Genomic DNA, 20484 nt, shown 5'->3' with positions numbered 1-20484 from the left:
GCCCGACACCCCCTTCGGCTGTCCACAAGGGACACATTTGGGGCGATCGTGACCGATTTGGGCGTTTCACGGTACATACGTGGGTTCAGGCTGCGGCTGATCTCAGGCCGGTCCGTGAAGGCCCCCTTGAGGGACTCTGGGTCCCTCAAGGAGGCCTTCACACCTTGCGGAAGTACATGAAGGCCCCCTTCCTTGCGCCTGGCGCAAGGAAGGGGGCCTTCATGTACTCGGGAGGGCAGGCACTGGCGCCGTAGGGCGAACCGTGTTCTAGGTGCCTACGGCGGGCGGCGGGCACGAGCAACCCGCTACTAGGCAATGCCGTGGAATGACCCGGAGGCGAGAGCAAAGGTCTCCTGCTCTCTCGCGCGGTGACCGTGTGGATTTCGGGACATCTGACGCCCCAAAATCCACACAGTCAGCGATAGCCCTGACAGCGAGTGAGCGGTGTGTGGATATAGGGACACTCAAGGTCCCTATATCCACACACCCCTCCCGCGACACCAAAGGTCCCCCGCTCCCTTTCCGCAGGTCAGCACCCCAGGCGATACCCACAGGACACGGCCTAGCCTCGTGCGTTTTGCGGTTCGTCAGCGCCAAGAAGGTGTCGGCATCCAGACCAACCGGAATGCCCACCGATCGCGACTCAGAGCAGCTTTCGCAGTACTTCCCGCAGTGCGGCGAGGGCGGCGTCGGGCCGGTCCCAGAAGACCATGTGCCCGGCTTCCGGGATCTCGACGAGTCCAGCCGACGGGTTGCACTCGGCGGCTTCGGCCACGCCGGCGGCGGTCACGACCGGGCTCTCGCCGCCGTACAGGAAGAAGGTCGGAGCGGGCACCTCCGGCCAGTCGGTGAAGAAGTCTTCCGATTCGAAGCCGGCGTGGGTGGCGGCGATCGCGTCACGGGAACACGACGACAGCCAGCGGGCACGCAACTCCTGTTCCCGGCGCGGCCATCGTGGCCAGGACCGGGCCACCTCGTCCGCGTCGGTCCCCCGGCGGGCCTGGGCGAGTTGCCCGAGGAAGGCGTCGAGGGTGGTGGGGTACGGATCGCGGCCGGGGCCGCTCAGCGGAGGGTCGACCAGGACGGTGCCGCGAAGCCGGGAACGGCCGACGGCGGCGGCCCGTGCGGCGATCCGCGCGCCCATGGAGTGCCCGAGCAGGATCGGGTCGCGCAGTTCCAGCTCGGACACGACAGCGTCGACGTCCGCGGCATAGCTCGCCAGGTCGTAGCCGTGCAGGGGATCCGGCGCGTCGTCGGACAGGCCGCGGCCGCGGACGTCGAGTACGAGCGGGCGCACGAGATCGGTGAGTTCCCGCGCCACGAAGTCCATCGTGACGGCCGGGCTCGTGATCCCTGGCAGCACGAGCACCGGGACACCGTCGGCGGGACCGTAGTCGAGCACGTGCAGCCGGACCGGTCCCGACCGCACCCAGCGGCTGGTCGCGGGAACGGTCCCGAGGTCGGCCAGTGCGGGCTGCCCGAGCGTGCGAAGTGGCGCCTTCCCGAGGTAGCCCACGGCATCTTCGACGCTGACGACGTCGGCGTACTTGGCCTGGAGGTCGAACAGTGCGGCGTCGTGCGGTCCCTGGGCGCGGTCACCGCAGGCTTCCCGGACGACGAGCGTGTTGAAGCCGGACTGGACGGCGTCGACGGCGGTCGCTCGGACGCAGCCCGAGGTGGTGGCGCCGCAAACGACGACGGTGTCCGCGCCCAGGCTCGTGAGGAGAGCGGCCAGCGCGGTTCCGTGGAACGCCGAGGCGCCCTTCTTCAAGACGAAATGGTCGCCTTCGCGCTGTTCGAGCCGAGGGTCGAGGGCGATCGCTTCGCTTCCTTCGCCCAGGGCTCGCATCCCGGGTGCTTTCCGGAGCCAGGCGATGGCGTCTCCGTCCGCCTCGGCGGGCGTGTAGCTGATCGCCGTGTAGATCACCGGCACGTCCTGCCGCCGGGCCGCGGCCACGAGGGCGGCGGTCGCGGTCACTTCGGCGGTGAGGTCCGCTCCGGAGGGAAAGCCTGGTTCGGTGAATCCACGCGTCAGATCGACCACGACCAGGGCCGGGCGCGCTCCGCGGGGCACGCTCGCGCCGAAACCGGCTCGGTCGTACACGGTGTCGAGGCGTTCATCGACGGGCACGCTGCAACTCCTTGATCAGTTTGTCCTGAGTGCGGATCCGGCCGAGCAGCCAGCCCTGGAACAGCCCGAGCGCCGCGGCGGCCGCGATCGCGCCGTAGCGCTTGACATGGTCGGGAACCAGCATGGCCAGACCGTCGAGCGCCTCATCGCCTTGCGCGGGAGCGGATTTCGCCACCGGCGCGGGCTCCGCCGCGGCAGGCTGCCGTAACTGGTCGGCGAGATTGCGGGCGAACTGGTCGAGCAGCCGGGTGGACACGGCGCCGATCGCGCCCTTGCCGAACTGGGCGAGCTTGCCGCGGATCGACAGGTCGGTGCGCAACTCGATGGTGGCGCCGCCGGGTGCCTCGCGCACGGTCAGCGTGACGTCGGCTTCGGCGTCGCCGTTGCCGTGGGCGTCCGCTCCCCTGGCCAGCAACCGCAGAGTGCGGTCGGCCTCGGTGACGTCGGTGAAGCGCACGGTGCCGGCGTACGCGGCGGTGATCGGGCCGACCTTGACCTTGACGCGGCCGAGATAGGCGTCGTCCTGCCGTCCGTCGAGGGTCGCGCCCGGGAGACAGCCCGCCACCCGCTCGACGTCGTTGATCAAGGCGAAGACCGCGTCGGGTCCGGCCGGTACGGACAGCTGGTTTTCCAGGATCACGCTGTCGCCTCCTTTTCCTTGGCGTGGCACCGCCGGGCCGCGGTCGCCTCGACCGCGTCCACGATCGTCTGGTAACCGGTGCAGCGGCACAGGTTCGCCGACACGGCCTCGCGGATCTCCTCGCGGCCGGCGTCCGGCCGCTGGGCGAGGAATCCTTCGGCCAGCATGAGGAACCCGGGTGTGCAGAAACCGCACTGCAGGCCGTGGTGCTCGCTGAAAGACCGCTGCAGGTCGGAGAGTTCGCCGTCGTGGCTCAGTGATTCGACCGTGCGGATCTCGGCGGTTTCCGCCTGTACGGCGAACAACAGGCAGGCCCGCACCGGTTCGCCGTCGACGAGGACGGTGCAGGCGCCGCACACTCCGTGCTCGCAGCCGACGTGGGTGCCGGTGAGCCCGAGGTCGTGGCGCAGGACGTCGAGCAGGGTCTTGCGCGGCTCCACGAGAGTTTCGTACTCGTCGCCGTTGACGTTCAGGACGATCAGGTGCCGGTCGGTCATGATGGGACGCTCATTTCCTCGGGGATCCGCGTTTCGAGCGCGGCGAGCACGGTCTGCGGATGGACGGGGGTCGTGTCGAGTTCGACCCCCGTCTGGCGCAGCGCGTCGTTGATCGCGTTCAGCACGGCGGCCGGCGCGCCGATGGTGCCGCCTTCGCCCGCGCCCTTCGCGCCGCTTTCCGTGAAAGCACAAGGTGTTTCAAGGTGTGTGACGGTGATGTCGGGGATCTCCGTCGCCGTCGGGACGAGGTAGTCGATGAAACTGGCGGCCGACGGTTCGCCGTTGCCGGCATAGGTGACCTCCTCGAACAGCGCGCCGGCGATGCCCTGCGCGATCCCGCCGCGGCATTGGCCGTCGACGACCTGCGGGTGGATCACGACCCCGCAGTCCTCGACGCACGCGTAGCGCAGGATCCTGATCTGCCCGGTACCCGGATCGGCCTCGACGACCACGGCGTGGGTGGCGTTGGAGAAGGTCCCGTCGCCGGGCACGTCGAAGCTCGCCGTGGCCGTCAGCGTCGGTTCGACGTCCTTGGGCAGCAGGTGACTGCGCAGGTACGCCACGTCGGCGATCTCCTCGAACGACGCACGCCGCTCAGGCTCGTCGATCTGGACGACGCCGCCGTCGCCGTCGAGGCGGACGTTGTCGGGACTCGTTTCGAGCAGGTGCGCGGCGATCTTGCACAGCAGCTCGCCGAGCTTCCCGGCGGCGAGGGACACCGCGGAACCACCGATCGTCACCGAGCGGGAGGCGAAGGTCCCCCATCCGTAGGCGATGCGCTCGGTGTCGCCCTGGCGCAGTTTGACCTGGTCGAGGTGCAGCCCCAGCCGGTCGGCCACGATCTGCGCCAGCGTCGTCTCGTGGGACTGGCCGTGGTTCATCGTGCCGCTGGTGACGACGACGGATCCGGTGGTGTCCATGCGGATCTCGGAGATGTCGAAGCCGGGGACCACGGCCATCTTCCGCTTGGCGAAGGCACCCGACCCGTAGCCGGTCCGCTCCGAGAAGCAGCAGTAGCCGATGCCGATGTGCCTGCCCTCGGCGGCGGCACGGTCCCGGGTCTCGTACCAGCCCTCGTCGCGGAGCGTGGCTTCGGCCAGTTCCAGCGACTCGCGATAGGTGCCGGGGTCATAGGTGATGCCGTTGACGCCGGTGTACGGGAACTGGGTGATCACGTTGCGCCGCCGGATCTCGACGGGGTCGAGGCCGAGTTCCCGGGCCGCGCGTTCCATGACCCGTTCGATCGCCATCACGTACTGCGGACGGCTGACGCCGCGATAGGGCGCAGTCGGCGCCTTGTTGCTGGTGATGGCACGGGCGCGGACCCGGTACTCGGGCACCTGGTACACGCTCGGCATCTCGGCCGACGCCATCAGCGGCTCGATCCCCGCCGTGAACGGGTAGCAGGAGTACGCACCCATGTCGCAGACGACGTCGACGTCCAGCGCGGTGATGCGGCCGTCTCCGTCGAACGCCGCCAAGGTGCGGTAGCGCTGCTCCCGTGCCAGGAAGCCGGCCGTGAGCGCCTCCCGGCGGTCCTCGATCCACTTCACCGGCCGGTTGAGCCGTCGTGCCACCGCCGCGACCGCGATCTCCTCCCTGCCGACCACGCATTTCTGCCCGAAGCCGCCGCCCATGTCCGGAACGGTGACCCGCACGGTGCGTTCGGGGACCCGCAGCGAGCGGGCCATCGCCGTGCGCACCTGATGCGGCACCTGGGTGCACATCTGCACGAGCAGCTGGTCGTCGTGATCGTCCCAGGACGCGACCACGCCGCGGGTTTCGAGCGGGAGCGCGTTCTGCCGCCCGCTCTTCGTGACGACCTCGACCACGCAACCGCCGTCCGCGCGGGCCGCCTCGAACGCCGCGTCGACACCGGGAGTGTCGAACATGGACACGTCGAGCAGCACGTTGCCCGGCGCCTCCTCGTGCACGAGTGGCGCCCCCTCGGCGAACGCCGACTCCTCCGAGACGATCGCCCCGAGCGGCTCGTAGGCCACGATCGCGGCCTCGACGCCGTCCTCGGCGCTGTACGGGTCACGCGCGATGACCAGTGCCACCGGTTCGCCGGTGAACCGGACCTTCTCCCTGGCGAGGATCGGCATCGCGGTCGGCGAGAACTCCTCGGGCGGGCGGTCGAGCAGTGCGACGATGTCACCGAGATCGAGATCCCGCGCCGTGTAGGCGGCCACGACGCCGTCGACCGCCAAGGTGGCCGACAGGTCGATCCCGGAGATCGTGCCGTGCGCGACCGTCGAGCGGACGAAGGCGGCGTGCAGCATCCCGGTCAGCCGGATGTCGTCGACGAACCGACCCCGGCCGCTGAGGAAGCGGGGGTCTTCGCGTCGCGGCACCGAGGCCCCGACCCAGCGACCGTTCCGCCCGTCGAACCCCTGCGTCATCGCGTCGCTCCTTTCTCCCACGCCTGGCCCAAGGCCTTGGTGACGAGGGTTCGCGCAAGGCGTCGGCGGTAGGCACCGCTGCCCGCCGCGTCATCGGGAGGGTCGATGGCCGCCGCCGCGGCCTCCCCGCACGCGGCGAACAGCTCCGGCCCGGGAACACCTCCGGTGAGCAGGGATTCGGCCTCGGGAACCCGGACGGGCGCCGGGGCCACGCCGCCGAGCACTACGCGTCCACCGGCCAGCGGAGCACGATCGCCGGGGCCCGCGTCCAGGCTGACCGCGGCGTCGACGATCGCGAAGTCGCCGTGGCGGCGGGCGAATTCGGTCAGTGCGGCCCTGGGCGCCGGACGGGTGAAGCGCACGGCCGTCACCACCTCGTCCGGTTCGACGGCCGTGCTGTAGAAACCGTGGAACATCTCCCCCGCAGGGATCTCGCGGCGACCGGCCGGGCCTTCGGCGACGATCACCGCGTCGAGCAGCAGGGCGAGCAGGCACCATTCCGCGGTGGCGTCGCCGTGCACGATGCTGCCCGCCACCGTGCCGCGGGAGCGGATCGGCAGATGCCCCACCCACCGCATGGCGCGGGACAGCACGGCGAAGTCCGGTCCGAGCGCGGCGACCTCCACCGTCCGATGGGTGACCATCGCCCCGATGGTGAGCCCCGAATCCGTATGGCTGAAGGAATTCAGTGCCGGATCCCGGCGCAGCGGGCCAAGGTCGACCAGAGCCGTCGGCCGGGCGAGCCGGAAGTTCATCATCGGCATCAGGCTCTGACCACCGGCGATCAGCTTCGGATCCTCGCCCGCCGCGGCGAGCTCACCGAGCAGGCCGACGGCGTCGGAGACGTCGTGCGCCCGGTGGTAGCGGAACGCGGCGGGCTTCACGGAGCCGGAGCCGAGGTCGTACCGGCCACGGGCTCCGCCGGGTCGACGATCCGGTCGAGTTCGCGCCCCCGGGTCTCCGGCGCGCCCATCATCATGAACACGACCGCCGCGACCACGAGCAGCCCCAGCACGGTGAAGGTCAGGGGCAGGCCGAGCACCGGCCACAGGACGCTGCCGAACAGCAACGGCGCGAAGCCGGTGATCGCCCGGCTCGACGAAGACGCCCAGCCGAAGCCGGAGGCACGGAGTTCGGTCGGGTAGAGCTCGGAGACGTAGGCGTACATCACCGGGATCACCACCAGGGCGAACAGGCCGAACGCGCCGATCGCCACGACCGCCGCGGCCGGGGTGTCCAGCAGCAGCGAGAACACGACCAGTGACAGCGCCGTCACCGGCCCGGCGACCATGATGATCCGTTTGCGGCCGACCTTGTCGACGAGGAGCACGGCGATCGCGACGCCGACGATGCCGGTCGCGTTCATGAGCGCGGTCGAGGCGAAGGCGGCGATCTCCCCGAAACCCTGTGCCCGCAGGATGGACGGCATCCAGCTGAGCGCGGCGTAGTACACCAGCATGACGGTGATGAACAACGACCACGCGACACCGGTGATCCGCGGGTTGAACGCCCACACCCGGCGAAGCTGATCGAACGCCGCCGCGAGCGCGCCACCGCGGGTGTCCTCCACCACCGCGGGCGGGATCGAGTACGGCTCAGGGGCGGCTCCGGTACGGCGGACGAGATCGTCGATGACGGTGCGTGCCTCCGCCTCGCGTCCCTTGCGCACCAGGTACAGCGGTGATTCCGGGATGCCGCGCCGCACCCAGAACAGCAGCAGCGCGGGCAGGATCATCAGCACCAGCATCCAGCGCCAGTTCCCGGAAACCGGGACCAGCAAGGTCGCGGTGACGGCGGCCAGCGTGGTGCCGATCGGCCACCAGCCGTCCATCGCCGAAAGCACCCGGCCGCGATGCCGTCGTGGAGAGAACTCGCTGACGATCGCGTAGTCCACCGGGATGCATCCGCCGAGCCCGATACCCGCCAGGAAACGCAGCAGCAGGAACGACTCCACGTTCGGCGAGAGCGCGCCGAGCACGGAGAACAGCGCGAACAGCAGGAGCGTCACGCTGAACGCCCGCTTCCGGCCGATGCGGTCCGCCACCGTGCCCCAGATGACCGCGCCGACGGCCATGCCGATCAGATTGGCCGTCGCCACCAGCCCTTTCTGGCCCGCGGACAACCCGAATTCCGCCCCGACCAGCGGGGTGAGGAATCCGTTCAACGCCACGTCCCAGGCGTCGAACATGTAGCCGAGGCCGCCGATGAGGAAGATCTTTCCTTGCACGCTCCAACGCCAGGGCAGGTCCTGGACGATCTGATCTCCAGTGCGCATGAATGGCTCCGTCGCGCCGGCCAGTCCGCTCCTCAGCGAGCGAACTGGTAATGGATGGACTCGGTGTCGGGATCGGTGAGCGGGCTGCCGTTCCACAGCCAGTCGTAGGAGACGTCGGATTCGCCATCGAACCGGCGCAGCTTCTCGTCCCGCTCGCGCTGCTCGGGACCGTCGGGCAGGTGGTAGAAGTCCATGTTCTGCAGTGACGCGTCCTGCACCATGCCCGCGTGCTTGGCGCGCCGGTCCACGTACCGGATCAGGGCGCCGTCGATCCCGTCGCGGGCGACCCGCCCGAGCTCCTCGGCGAGCACCGCGGCGTCCTCCATGGCCTGGGACGCGCCTTGTGCCTGGTAGGGCAGCATCGCGTGGCAGGCGTCGCCGAGCAGGGCGATCCGGCCGTCGACCCAGACGGGATCACGGCGACGACGGTACATCGCCCACACCGAGACGTCCTCGTCCTTCGCCTTGGCCAGCATCGCCGGGACCCGGTCGTCCCAGTCCCGGTATTCGGCGGCGAGTTCGGCGGCGGTGGCCGGACCGCTCCAGTCCCTGGCGACCGAATCGGTGCACGGCACGATCGCGACCACGTTGAGGTATTGGCCGCCGCGGATCATGTAGTGCACCAGATGCTTGTTCGGGCCGTACCAGATCGTGGAGTGGTAGCGGTCGATCAGGAACCGGGTGGCGGGGTCCTGTGCGATCAGGTCTCCGGAGATCAGGGCGCGGTACGCCATCTCGCCGGAGAACTCCAGGGTGTCGTCGAATCCGGCGAGATCGCGCACCGCGGACCTGATGCCGTCGGCGCCGATCACCACGTCACCGGCGAACCGTCGCCCGTCGGCGGTGAGCACAGCGGGCCGCTCCGGCTCACTGCGGTCCAGCTCGGTCACTCGGGCGCCGGTCGCCACCCGCACCACCGGGCCGGGAACCTCCGGATCCAGGCAGGCGTCCAGCAGGACTCCGTGCAGATCGGCGCGGTGGTAGTGCCAGTACGGGGCGCCGTACTGGTCGATCACGCGCCCGCCGAGCGGCAGCTGCGCGATGATGCTCCCGTCGGCCCAGCGACGGCGAACCTGGTCCTGCGGCTCGGTCCGCACCTTTTCCAGCCGGGCACGCAGGCCCAGCCCGATGAGGATCCGGCTCGCGTTCGGTGCGGTCTGGATCCCCGCGCCGATCTCACCGAGCGCCGGCGCCGCCTCGACCACGGTGACCCGAAGTCCTCGCTGCCGCAGCGACAGCGCGGCGCACAGCCCGCCGAGGCCGCCGCCGACGACGACGACCTCAAACGACTGACTCGCGGCCATGCCCGCCTCCCGTCTTCGTCGATTCCCCGGCACCACTGAGCAACCGCCCGGCACCCGGCACGCGGGGCTCGACCCCGAGTTCGGACAGGATCCGGAACGTCGTGGCGGTCGCCGCCGACAGGACCGGGATCCCGAGTTCGTCCTCCACCGGCTGGATCGCGGACAGCGACGGCATCTGGACACAGGCCGAGAGCACCAGCGCGTCCACATCGGACAGGTTCAGCCTCCGGTGGTGCTCCCGCAACCCGGCCGGATCCAGCCGTGCCACGGCGAGGTTGTCCGACACCTCGAGAGACAGCGCGTCGGCCACCTCGATCCCCGCGTCCTCGATGTAGTCCACCACCGCCTGGGTGAGCGGCTTCAGATACGGCGTGATGATCGCGACCCTGCGGGCACCCAGGGCGCGGATACCCGACAGCAGCGCACCGGCGCTGGACACGACCGGCGCGCCGGATCCCTCGTCGCGCAGCACGCGCTCGATGTCGGCCTCGGCGGTGCAGTGGTAGCCGGGCCCCTGGGCCATGATCGCCACCAGGCAGGCGGTGGCCACCACGTCCGGCCGGGCGTCGGCCAGTTCGGCGGCCGCCCGGCCCGCCTGCGCGTTCATCGCCCGCAGCTGTTCCGGTTCGACGTGCTTCATCCTGGCCCGCGCGGAATGGAAGACGAACCGGTCCCCCGGCTCGGCCTCTTCCCTGGCACGCAGCATCCTCGGCAGCTCGGTCTCCATCGTGAGATTCGAGCTGGGGACGATCATCCCGATGTGGTGGTCGCTCATCGACGACCCGCCGGGCGCATCTCGGAAACGGTCAGCTCACCGTTGTCGACGATCAGTTCGTCGTCCAGGTAGAGGGAATTGCCGCGCATCGGGATGTCGAAGTGGCACGGGGTGTCGTTCGGGCCGCCGAGCTCGTTGTTGGGGCCGATGGAGAACATCACGTTGCCGTAGAAGCTGCGCAGTTCCATGCCCATTCCGCCGGGGAACTGGGTCAGCCCGTGCCAGTGCGCACGCTCGTCGAGCCCCCAGCCGACGTGGCTCATACCGTAGCCGCGGGGGTCTTCGAAGCTTTCGATGTAGGACCGCAGCAGGTCGGCGTCCAGCCCGGTCGATCCGGCGCCACCGCGGATGTCCCGGATGAAACCCTGCTCGATGGTGATCTCTACCGGCGTCTGTACGTAGGTGTTGAACGGCAGCAGGACATCCCCCGGCGACAGCACGATCTTCCCGTCGACGCCGTCGTCGGCGCCGCCGGTGAACACGAACGCCGCCGGCCAGTGGTCCCAACGGCCAGGGGTGTCGGTGTAGCCGTACTCGGACAGTGTCGGGTAAACGCCCAGCTGATAGGTGACATCGGTGCCCGCCGGACTGGTGATCCGCATGGTGCCCGCCTTGGCGAGCAGCTCGGCCCCGATCTCCACCCGCTCCCGCAGTTCCTTCGTCGGCATGAGCCGGGCCAGCAGCTCGGGCGGCTCGACCGCGGTGAGGATGCGGGTGCCCGCGTCCTGGATGGCGAACTGTTCCTTGCTGAACAAGAGGAACGTGCAGTCGACCACCATGTCCACGCTCTTGAGCGCCTCGACCGCGAGCGGGATGTTCCCGAGGCCCGAATCCCCCACGGCCCAGGCGCCCGCGGCGCTGACCGGCGAGGGCAACCGCATGTGGTAGGCCGAGGCACCCAGCTGCTGGGCGGCCCACAGGAAAGCGTCGGCGTACTCCGCCCGCTCACCGCCGCGGGTCAGCACCACCACGGTCTCACCCTCGTGCACCCCCGAGAAAGTCAGCTGGCGCAGGCAGATGTCGTTGAACAGGTTCTGATCCATCGTTGACCACCTCCACATTAATCCGAGCACGTATTATCCGGATGCGCAAGAGTTGCGCGTGGATTCGTGCTCCCGCAACGCATTGGGCCCAGCACTCATCCGAACACGTACTATCCGGATACGCAAGGGCTCGCGGAAGACAGGTTTCGGCTAGGAATGGCCGTGAGCGACCGTCCGGACACGTAGGATTACCCGGGGGCCCGAACAGCGGGTGAAACAGACGAGGGAGAACGACGATGGGTGAACCGGCGCGTACGGGCCGGCGCAGGGAAGACACGCCGGCCGTCACTCCCGCGCCACCCTCCGACCTGCTGGCGGCCCCCGGCTACGGCGCCCGCCGGCTGTACCAGGCGTACCTCGCCGCATGGAACCGGCACGTGGATCCGGTACTGACCGGTCCGCAGTTCGCGGTCCTGTCCGCGGTCCGCGCCTACCCCGGGAGCGACCAGAGCTCACTGGCCGGCGCCGTCGCCCTCGACACCTCGACGATGGCCGATCTGTGCCGCAGGCTCGAGCGACGAGGGCTCATCCAGCGCGTCGAATCCCCGCACGACGCGCGCCGCAAGCTCCTCTCGCTCACCGACGAGGGGAAGTCGGTCCTGAGCCAGGTGAACCGCCGCGCCCGGAGGCTCGACAAGGCACTCCTCGACGGCTCCGACGGCGACATCGACATGGCCGCGCTGCTCAACGCCCTCGGCGCCCACTGGGAACGGATCGCGTCGGTCGACAAGCTGCGCTGACCCGCCCCAACGCCGTGAGGGCCTCCTTCCCTACCTTGACGGTAGGCAAGGAGGCCCTCACGGCCCCTGTCCCTTGGACGTCACACGCGTGCTTGGACCCGGATCACGCGTGTCTCCGGACGGATGACACCCGATGCGAGAGTTCGCCGCTCAATCACGCGAGATCGCCCTCCAATCACGCGAGTTCGCCTTCTATTGTGCGGTAAGGAAAACGTGGCGTAGTCGGTGCCTGTGCTCGTGAGTGGCGACTCGGGTTCTGGCGAGCCTCCTCTTAGGTACCTACTCCTTGACCTGCGGCGCTTCTTGCGTGATGCCGGGTTTGAAGTACATGAAGGACCCCTTCCTGTACCTAGGCGCAAGGATGGGGTCCTTCATGTACTGGGGTTCTGCGCGCGAAGGCCCCCTTCCCTGCTCTTCGGCGCTTCCCACGGCCCGGCGTCGAACTCTCATGTCGTGAAGGGCCCCTTTGAGACCTTCATCGTCTCAAAGGGACCCTTCACGACATCCCCACGAACCGCGACAACTCACGCGAGCGCCCGACTGGAGACCTTCACGGACCTAGGGAAGGTGTGAAGGTCGAGTTTCCTCCGCTGAGCCGAGGGAAGGGGGGCCTTCACGCGCAGCCGCTGTGCCTGCTGGTGCCTGGGGGGTGACCGTGGCGATTACCGAGTCCGAGGCCTGACATCAACCGCAGCCTCAACCACGTAGATACCTAAAACACCCTTGGGTCAAACCCGAATCGCCACTCACGACCCCTCGCGAAACCGCACATATCGGCATCAAATGGACACTCAGTCGCCGACAACCGTCCTTTGTGGAGACTAGGGTGACCGCCTTGGAATTCCCGTTGAGCGAAACGTGCCTGGTCACTACGGTCCCTGGCATGACCGCCGATGAGTTCGTGCCGAAAGGTTTCAACCCGCCGACCGCACTCGTCACCGACCGGTTTCACCTCGAACCGCTGGGGCCACGGCACAACGCGGCCGACCATGCCGCCTGGATGTCGAGCATCGAGCAGATTCGCGCCACTCCCGGCTATCCCGACGGGAACTGGCCGCCGACCGAAGGCATGACCCTCGAGGAGAATCTCGTCGATCTACGCCGTCACGCCGACGACTTCGCACGCCGCACCGGTTTCACCTTCACCGTCCTCAGCCCGGACGACGGCGACGTCATCGGCTGCGTCTACCTGTATCCCACGGCCGCCGAAGAGCAGGACGTCACGGTGCAGTCCTGGGTTCGGTCCGACAAGGCGGAGCTGGACACGGCACTCGCCGACGCCGTCGCGCGCTGGCTCGCTTCGGAGTGGCCGTGGAAGCGCGTGGACCGCTGCGGCCGCTGAGTAACAGGATCTTCGAAAGACCGCACAGACTCGTCCTGTTCCAGTAGTGTCTCCAGGAAATCGCCACGAGGCGAGGGAACACCTGACTGGGGAGTCGAAGTGAAGAAAATCGGAGCGGCCGCGATCGTGGCCGGAACCGTACTGGGCACCGCGATCGCGGGAACCGGTGCGGCCCACGCGGCCGGCGGTGCGGGGCCGAAGGAGTGTTACACGACTACGAGCTGCTCACTCGCGTCGGGATTCTTCCCCGGCGGCACCATCCACGTGGATCTCGAAGCGACCGCGGCACCCGGCTCGCCCGACCACTGGTTCAAGTGGACGATCGGCAACTGCTCGGGCGGTGGCTACATCCACGCGCCGGCGAAGACGGAATCGTGCGTGCTGCCCGCCAGCTACTACACGCTGACCGTCGGCCCCTTGCAGTACCCGGTGAACTGGCGGATCGGCATTCGCTGGGACCACTGATTCATCGACGTGTGATGGCCCCTTCCCTCCGCACAGCCGAGGGAAGGGGCCATTCTTGCTACGTTTCGACACCTCGCTGCCCGAGCAGCAGGCCACCGACGCTCGCCGCTCCGGCGCTGCCGAGCGCGATCCCCCAGCCGACCGGCCCGAGCGGCGTGCAGCCGAAGAACTGGCTGACCCCTGGGGTCTGGACCAGGATCGCCAGCAGTACGGCGGAGCCAAGGCCCGCGGCGAGGACGGTGCCGTCCCGGCCGCCGACGGCCAGTGTCTGCCCGAGCTGAGTACCGATCAGGGAGACGAGCGCGACCGTGCTCGCCCGCCGTTGCCTGCCGGTCAGCCTCGCGAGGGTCCACGCGACGGACGCCCCGAGTGTCGTGGTCACCGCGCGCGTGGTGATGTCGCGCCGGAGAGCGTTCCCGAGTGACGCGCTGGGCCCCTCGCGCAACAACTCCGGCACGGTCTCGCCGTCCGGCCTGCTCAACGCGATCGCCAGCGCGGGCGCCAGGTCGGTGAGCAGGTTCATCAGCAGCAACTGGCGAGCGGTGAGCGGTGAACGTCCGGTGACGATCGAGCCGAGCACGGTGAAGGCGATCTCCCCCAGGTTGCCACCGAGCAGGATGCCGAGTGCCTCGCGGACCGACGCCCACATCGCCCGGCCTTCCACCAACGCGGCGACGATCGTCTCCAGCCGGTCGTCGGTCACCACGAGGTCCGCGGCCGCCCTCGCCGCGGCCGTGCCCCGCTGTCCGAGCGCGATCCCGACGTCGGCGAGCCGGATGGCGGGCGCGTCGTTCGCGCCGTCACCGGTCATCGCGACGACCCGGCCCCCGCGCTGATAGGCCTGGATGATCCGGACCTTCTGCGCCGGGCTGCACCGGGCGATCACGTCGACGTCGGCGAGTTCGCGATCGAGCTCCTCGTCGGCGAGTTCCTCGATCCTCGCGCCGGTGAGCACCTTGGTGTCACCGTTGCGGCCGGTGATCTCCTCGGAGACGGCCTCGCCGGTGGCCGGATGATCGCCGGTGATCATCACCGTGCGCACTCCCGCCTCGCGCAACCGTTCCGCCGCCGGTGCGGCACTGTCACGCACCGGATCCGCCAAGGCGATGAAGCCGAGCAGCCGGAGCTCGTCGACGTCGTCCTCGGCTAAGTCCTTTGTGGACACGGTCTTCTCGGCGACGGCGAGGACGCGGTGCCCGGCGGCGGCCAGGCGTCCCACCCGCTTCTCCAGTCTGCTTCGGACACCGGGACCCATCGACCGATCGCCGTGCCGGGTGCACCGGGGAAGGACGGTCTCCGGTGCACCCTTGACGCACATCAGGTACCGCTTGCCGAGTTTCCCGTTCGTCGCGTGGAATCCCCGTGACGGCTCGAACGGGACGGCGCCCGACTTTTCCCAGCCGCCGGCGTCCACGCCTGCGGTGATGCCGCCTTCGAGTACGGCTTGATCCGTATGGTGCGGCAGATCCTCGGGGTTCTCCGCCCGAGGCGTCGCGCGGACGGCCGCGGCCAGCACCGCCTGGTGACTCTTCCGCAGTCGCCGCACCTCTGCCGTGGTCCTGCCGTCGTCGATCCGGCTGACGCTCAGCTTGCCTTCGGTCAGGGTGCCGGTCTTGTCGAAACAGAGGACGTCGACCCGCCCGAGCGCCTCGATGGTGCGCGGATTGCGGACGAGCGCACCGTGTTCGGCGAGCCGGCGGGCGGCCGCCAGCTGTGCCGCGTTCACCAGGAACGGCAGGCCTTCCGGCACCGACGCGACCGCGAGGTTCACCGCCGCCCCGACGCTCTGCCGCAGCGGTACGCCACGGATGAGCCCGGCGCCCGCGACGGCGACCGCCGAGCCGACCGCGACCGGCATCGCCTGTTTGGTGAGCGACGCGAGCCGTGCTTCGACGCCGGTCTCCGGGGCGGCGCCCCGTGCGGCGGCCATTCCCCGACCGACCTCGGTCTCGTCCCCGGTCGCCACGACCACGGCGGACACCTTGCCCGCGGCGACCGTGGTGCCCTCGTACAGCATCGACGCCCGCTCGGCGAGCTCGGCGGCCACGACCGGCGCCGGAGTCTTCGACACCGGCAGCGACTCCCCTGTCAGCGACGACTCGTCGAGTTCCGCGCCGGTCGCTTCGAGCACCCGGCAGTCCGCGGGCACGACGTCGCCGGAACGCAGCGACACGACGTCACCCCGCACCAGCGCGTCGGCGACGATCTGCCGCTCGGCACCGTCGCGGACGACGGTGGTCACCGTCGCGGACCGTTCGAAGAGCCCGGCCAGCGCGCGATCGGTGTGCACCTGCTGCACGCTGCCGATCAACGCGGACACCCCGACGATCCCGGCGACCAGGGCGGCGTCGACCGGAGAGCCCACCGCGGCCGAAACCGCCGCACCACCGGCCAGTACCGGGGTCAGCGGGTTGGCGAGCTCGGCCATGAACGCCTTCGCGATGCTCGTGCCGGCGTTGCCTTCGCCGCCCGCACGACCGGCGGGCGCCCGCCGGCGGGCCTCGCGCTCTTCCAGACCACGCGGGCCCGAGCCGAGCCGGTCGAGCACGAGGTCCGCGGGCATCAAATGCCACGGCGGAGCGACGCGGCCCGAGGAAGGCGCCTTCCGCTCGCCGGTGAGTGTCCGAGCACGCCAGATCCCGTCACCGAAAGCCATGAGCGCCCCGGCGTTCACCGCGCGAAGGCCGCTCGCGGCGGGCCTCCGCCGGGCGCCGAGCGCGGTCACGCCCCCGATGCCGCTGGCCGCGGTCGCGAGCATCGTCGAATCCCGGACGACCGCCTTGGCCGCGGTGATCGCCTCGACGAGCAGGACGGCCGTGCCGATGTCGCGGCCGATCAGCACGTGTGCGCCCCACGGCGGCGGGTTCCCGTCCTCGTGCACGCCGACTCCGCAGTCGGACGCCCCCAGCGCCCGGCGATCATCGGAGACCAGCATGACGACACGTCCGCACGCTTGGAGTTCGCGGACCGCGTCGAGCACGACGCCGTCGTCGGTCTGGACCACCCGCAGCCCGGCGGCCTTGGCCGCGGAAGCCAGCGCGTCCACGTCGGGCGAGACCTCCTGCGCGACGGCGAGCAGCCCGGCCGGCTTCCCGTCACGGACCAAACCCAGCACCAGATGGGCGCCCTGGTCCAGCATCCGCCGCCGTTCGGGGAATCCCTCGCCACCGTCGAGGTCTTCGACCGGGCCGAGCGTCCATTCGCCGTCCCGCCGGACCACCTCGGGTTTCTCCGGGTCGAACAGGGCGAAGGCGGCGGCCGTCAGGTCCACCGGGTCGCCACCGGGCAACGGGACCAGATCGCTGAGTACGTTCGCCCCCGCGCCGAGCGCCCTGGTGCCGATGACGATCGTGTCGAGCAGGTCGAGCCCGCGCAGCACGGACCGGTCCATCACCAGCGCGCCGCGCCTGGCGAGGACCTGGCCCAGCTGGGCGGAAAAGGCGGCGGCCCCGTTGGAGGGGGCCTTGGGCAACGCGGAGATCCCGACCGCGGCGGCGCGCCGCGGCCCGACGAACGGCAGGGCCGCCGCGGCGGCCGCGGCCCCGGTGGCGATGGACCGGCGCGCGTGGCGATCGGCGGCGCTTTCCGGCAGCGGCCACGGCCGTTCGCTCACCACCGATTCGGCGCCGGCGTGCTCGCGTTGCCCGACCAGCCTGGACTCGGCTTCGCACCAGGCTCGCTGGTGTGCCTTGGCCTCCCGCCATTGGGTGCCGCGGACCATGATGTCCAGCACCGTTCCCTCGCTGCGGGCCGCGAGACCGTGGACCAGCGCCGCACCGATGGAGGTGGCCGAATCCGCCCGCTCCCGTCCGCGCAGCTTCCGGTCGGCCAAGGCCCGCAACCGCGGATGCAGGTCGACGAGTGACGCCAGCGCCGCGACCTCCGTCGGCAACGGAGCCCACGGCATGACCTTCGAAGCCACCGACAGCATCAGCCCCGCGACGTCCGCGGCGAGGGTGGACGGCAGCCGGGTCGCCGTGGTGCCGTCCGCCGGATGATGCAGTTCGTCCTCTTCGACCCGCTCCGCTTCGGAAGCAGGCTCCGCCTCGGCTCGTTCGACCGCGCGGATCAGCTCCAGTCGACGGGGTTCCGGATCTCCGACCGCGACGACGACCCGGGACGTCGGCGCGTTCACCTGCGCCCAGCGCACGCCGGGGATCTCCGCCAAGGCTCGTTCCACCCGCCGGGCGACGCGGGCGCCGTCCGGTCCCTTCACGCCGTGCGTCTCGATGTAGAGCCTGCCGGGACACGACCAGACCGCCCGCCGCGGCCCGCGTCCCGGGATCCCCTCCAGCGGAAGAAGTGCCAGTCCGGCCAGCCCCCGGGCGACCCGCCCCAGCGTCCGCGACGGTCTGGGGAAGGCGACACCCAGCACGTCCACGGTCTCCAGGTCCGTCCGCGGCATGCGGCATCCTCCTCACGCTCGGGGCCTTGTGGATCTCCCCGAGTACCCGCGCGGTGGAACGTCGAACCCCCTCACCACCTCAAGAGGTGACGGAGTCGATCAACCGGTTGTACCGGAGCCTCAGCGCGCGTTCGAGGGCGGAGAGGAATCCCGCCACCGTGAGCGTGATCTTCGCCCATTTCGGCAGCACCAGCGGCGAAGTGAAGGTCCCGACGTGTTCGGCGACGACGGGGATCTTGGTGACGGCCTCCGCGCCTTGGAGCAGGCCGAAGACGAGCGCGATCAGCAGGATCACGAGCGAGACCGCGCCGATCGCGGCGCTGGTCCGGGGACATCGCCGCCCGAACCTCGCCCGCAGTCCTTCCTGCGAACGAGGGTGCGGCCGCAGTGCTCGCTCGCCACCGTGCTCGGGGACGAAGTGCATGCGCTTCAGCCCGACCGCGCTGGTGGCGACTTCGACGACGCCGCCCGGCACGGGGAACGCCGCGGGCAGGTTGGACCGGAAGAGCTGGACGCCGTCCCGGTACAGCGCGGCGGGGCTCTTCCCTTCCGCGGCTTCGTGCTGCTTGCGGGTCTTGGCGTCGGCGAGGTACCGGACGTCGACCGCGTAGACGTGTGCTTCGAGCTCGAGGTAGAACAGCGAACGGGAGAAAAGCTGCCACCGGCGGTATTCGGCCAGCGCGGACCCGTCCCCGGACCTGACCCTGGAAAGCCGCCACCGTCGTTTGAGTTCCTTGACCATGGTTCAGGACGTCCCTTCCGGTGGGTTGAGGTCGAGGAGGGCGTTCACGCGCTGCAGGACATCCAGCTGGGCCGGGTTGTACAGATCCACCACGCCGCGGAGGACGACCGGTTTGGTGATGGCTTTCCACGTCTTCGCGTCCAGCAGTCCGGGCTGGGCTTCGTACTGACTGCGGACGAACGGGGCGAAGTCTTCGGCGACACGCTGCCGCGTCGCGTCGTCGGCGTCCGCGGGCAGCTCGTCGAACTCCTTCTGGGCGGCAGGCCGGGAGGCCGGTTGCAGTGCGTGCAGGGAGGCCATCGTGGCCGGGTCCAGCACGGTCGAAAAGATCATCATCAGTGAGCGCTCCTCCTCCGGCATGCCCTCGACGTTCCCGTCGAAGCCCGGTGGCAGGTCCACCAGGCTGCGGCGGCGCAGGATCAACGCCAGCTCGTCGCGCATCCGCTGCTGCCGTTCGATACTCGCCCGCAGTTCCTCGTCCAGCGCGCGCAGCGTCTGCTCCGCGCGCTCGTCCGAGTCCGCCATCGCCGGGATCTCGGCCAGCGGCACACCCAGGTCCACCAGCCGCCGGATCCGCAGCAGCCGGACCAAATGCTCGACGCGATACCGCTTGTACCCGTTGTGCGCTCTCTCCGGCTCGTCGAGCAACCCGATCCGGTGGTAGTAGCGGACGGTCTTCAGCGTCGTGCCGGCCAGTTCCGCCAGCTCCCGTGTGCTCCAGGACATCCCCCGCATTGGACACCGTGCCCCAGGGGCATGGTCAAGCGGCTTGACCATGCCCCTGGGGCACGGCCTCGAATACACCCGTCGGTGATCACATCGAGATCGAGGGAACCTGACGAGAACGACGTCACCTGGCCCTCGGACGTACGCACCTATCAGCGTGGCGTGGCCGAAGACCGCGAGCGGTACCCGCTCTACGGCGCCGCCGGAGCGAACATCGTGCCCTGCGCGTACTGGCCTCGGTGGCGGTCGAGGCCAAGGGCCCGCAGAACGTGCTGGTCGCGCAGAACCGGCGGGACCCGGTGACCCCGCTGCGGGGCGGGCAGCTGATCGACGAGAAGTTCGGTGCCCGGTCGCGGCTGGTGACCGTGGACGCCAGTGGCCACGGCGTCTACGTCCTCGGCGGCAACGCCTGCGCGCTGAACACCACGACGAACTTCCTGATGTCGGGGAAGCCGCCGAAGCGCGGCGTGTCCTGTTCCTGATCGACCGGTGGAAGGTCCAGGCGCGGTTCTGGGCCCTCTTGCCACTGGCACGATCACACTTCATCGCCGAAGCGCGATGAATACATCATTCGCCGGCCTCCCGGAAATACGATTCTCCGACGAAGTCTTTCAACGAAACGCACCGAACCAGTACGATGAACGGGCGCGAACGGATATACCGAACGCCGGTTCATGACCCGGCGAGAACCGGACGAAGACGAATCCGTCGGATCATCCTTCCCCCAGCGACCTCGACGGCACAACGGGATCCGGACTTCCACGTGTCCCGTGCGACGCGTGGGGAATTTGTATCCCCGTTCCGCCGTCCGGCCCAAATCCGGCCATCTCGCGCGGCGACTTTTCCTCTTGTCACCCGATTGCTGGTCCTCACCCGCGTGGAGAAGCGGGAAGATCCATGCCGGACCGCGACGAAAGAGGAATCGGCGAAAAATGACTACCGACGTCGCCGCGGCGGTCGGTTCGACGGATCGCCCGAGCGGCCGAACGTGTTCTTG

General features: G+C 69.6%; 16 protein-coding genes. 4 read left to right on the top strand and 12 right to left on the bottom strand.

Going from position 1 to position 20484, the window contains the following annotated elements; translation table 11 throughout:
- Positions 1–643: 643 nt before the first annotated feature.
- From ACIHAO_RS16530 to ACIHAO_RS16490, 9 genes are read right to left on the bottom strand one after another with little or no spacing between them, the layout of a single operon-like run.
- Positions 644–2131 (bottom strand): isochorismatase family protein, encoded by a 1488-nt coding sequence (locus tag ACIHAO_RS16530; RefSeq protein WP_396558586.1) that lies wholly within the window; start codon positions 2129–2131, stop codon positions 644–646.
- Positions 2118–2771 (bottom strand): SRPBCC family protein, encoded by a 654-nt coding sequence (locus tag ACIHAO_RS16525; RefSeq protein WP_396558584.1) that lies wholly within the window; start codon positions 2769–2771, stop codon positions 2118–2120. The genes ACIHAO_RS16530 and ACIHAO_RS16525 overlap by 14 nt, the downstream gene beginning before the upstream one ends.
- Positions 2768–3268: a (2Fe-2S)-binding protein gene (locus ACIHAO_RS16520; RefSeq protein WP_396558582.1), complete on the bottom strand. Its 501-nt coding sequence runs from the start codon at positions 3266–3268 to the stop codon at positions 2768–2770. Before ACIHAO_RS16520 ends, ACIHAO_RS16525 begins: the two co-directional genes overlap by 4 nt.
- Entirely contained in the window at positions 3265–5670 is a 2406-nt protein-coding gene (locus tag ACIHAO_RS16515) for a xanthine dehydrogenase family protein molybdopterin-binding subunit (protein ID WP_396558580.1), read from the bottom strand. Before ACIHAO_RS16515 ends, ACIHAO_RS16520 begins: the two co-directional genes overlap by 4 nt.
- Positions 5667–6554, bottom strand: coding sequence for an FAD binding domain-containing protein (locus ACIHAO_RS16510; protein WP_396558578.1), 888 nt, complete (start codon positions 6552–6554; stop codon positions 5667–5669). Before ACIHAO_RS16510 ends, ACIHAO_RS16515 begins: the two co-directional genes overlap by 4 nt.
- Entirely contained in the window at positions 6551–7945 is a 1395-nt protein-coding gene (locus ACIHAO_RS16505; protein ID WP_396558576.1) for an MFS transporter, read from the bottom strand. The genes ACIHAO_RS16510 and ACIHAO_RS16505 overlap by 4 nt, the downstream gene beginning before the upstream one ends.
- A 32-nt stretch (positions 7946–7977) precedes the next feature.
- Complete coding sequence (locus ACIHAO_RS16500; RefSeq protein ID WP_396558574.1) at positions 7978–9249, bottom strand: FAD-dependent monooxygenase; 1272 nt, start codon at positions 9247–9249, stop codon at positions 7978–7980.
- Positions 9227–10024, bottom strand: a complete 798-nt coding sequence (locus ACIHAO_RS16495) for an Asp/Glu racemase (RefSeq protein ID WP_396558572.1) — start codon at positions 10022–10024, stop codon at positions 9227–9229. The genes ACIHAO_RS16500 and ACIHAO_RS16495 overlap by 23 nt, the downstream gene beginning before the upstream one ends.
- On the bottom strand, positions 10021–11067 hold the full coding sequence (locus ACIHAO_RS16490) for a leucyl aminopeptidase (protein WP_125795927.1): 1047 nt from the start codon (positions 11065–11067) through the stop codon (positions 10021–10023). Before ACIHAO_RS16490 ends, ACIHAO_RS16495 begins: the two co-directional genes overlap by 4 nt.
- Before the next feature lie 236 nt (positions 11068–11303).
- Here ACIHAO_RS16490 and ACIHAO_RS16485 point away from each other — a divergent pair, with 236 nt between their 5' ends.
- The 3 genes from ACIHAO_RS16485 (at position 11304) to ACIHAO_RS16475 (ending at position 13614) form a co-directional block, all read left to right on the top strand.
- A complete protein-coding gene (locus tag ACIHAO_RS16485) occupies positions 11304–11807 on the top strand; it encodes a MarR family winged helix-turn-helix transcriptional regulator (RefSeq protein ID WP_396558570.1) in 504 nt (167 codons plus the stop codon).
- A gap of 883 nt (positions 11808–12690) precedes the next feature.
- Complete coding sequence (locus ACIHAO_RS16480; protein WP_396558568.1) at positions 12691–13149, top strand: GNAT family N-acetyltransferase; 459 nt, start codon at positions 12691–12693, stop codon at positions 13147–13149.
- Positions 13150–13248: 99 nt separating this feature from the next.
- The gene (locus tag ACIHAO_RS16475; RefSeq protein WP_396558566.1) at positions 13249–13614 is read left to right on the top strand and encodes a hypothetical protein; all 366 of its coding nucleotides are present in this window, start codon (positions 13249–13251) and stop codon (positions 13612–13614) included.
- 58 nt (positions 13615–13672) lie between these two features.
- Here ACIHAO_RS16475 and ACIHAO_RS16470 read toward each other — a convergent pair whose 3' ends face one another.
- The 3 genes from ACIHAO_RS16470 to ACIHAO_RS16460 form a co-directional block, all read right to left on the bottom strand.
- Positions 13673–18019, bottom strand: a complete 4347-nt coding sequence (locus ACIHAO_RS16470; protein WP_396558564.1) for an HAD-IC family P-type ATPase — start codon at positions 18017–18019, stop codon at positions 13673–13675.
- 79 nt (positions 18020–18098) lie between these two features.
- Positions 18099–18761 (bottom strand): hypothetical protein, encoded by a 663-nt coding sequence (locus tag ACIHAO_RS16465; RefSeq protein ID WP_396558562.1) that lies wholly within the window; start codon positions 18759–18761, stop codon positions 18099–18101.
- Between the two features lie 3 nt (positions 18762–18764).
- The gene (locus ACIHAO_RS16460; protein ID WP_396558560.1) at positions 18765–19487 is read right to left on the bottom strand and encodes a MerR family transcriptional regulator; all 723 of its coding nucleotides are present in this window, start codon (positions 19485–19487) and stop codon (positions 18765–18767) included.
- Between the two features lie 239 nt (positions 19488–19726).
- Here ACIHAO_RS16460 and ACIHAO_RS16455 point away from each other — a divergent pair, with 239 nt between their 5' ends.
- The gene (locus ACIHAO_RS16455) at positions 19727–19969 is read left to right on the top strand and encodes an alpha/beta hydrolase (RefSeq protein WP_396558558.1); all 243 of its coding nucleotides are present in this window, start codon (positions 19727–19729) and stop codon (positions 19967–19969) included.
- The last annotated feature ends 515 nt before the right edge of the window (positions 19970–20484 follow it).

Source organism: Amycolatopsis sp. NPDC052450 (assembly GCF_044547565.1).
Taxonomy (GTDB): domain Bacteria; phylum Actinomycetota; class Actinomycetes; order Mycobacteriales; family Pseudonocardiaceae; genus Amycolatopsis.
This window is presented reverse-complemented; position numbering and strand designations above follow the sequence as displayed.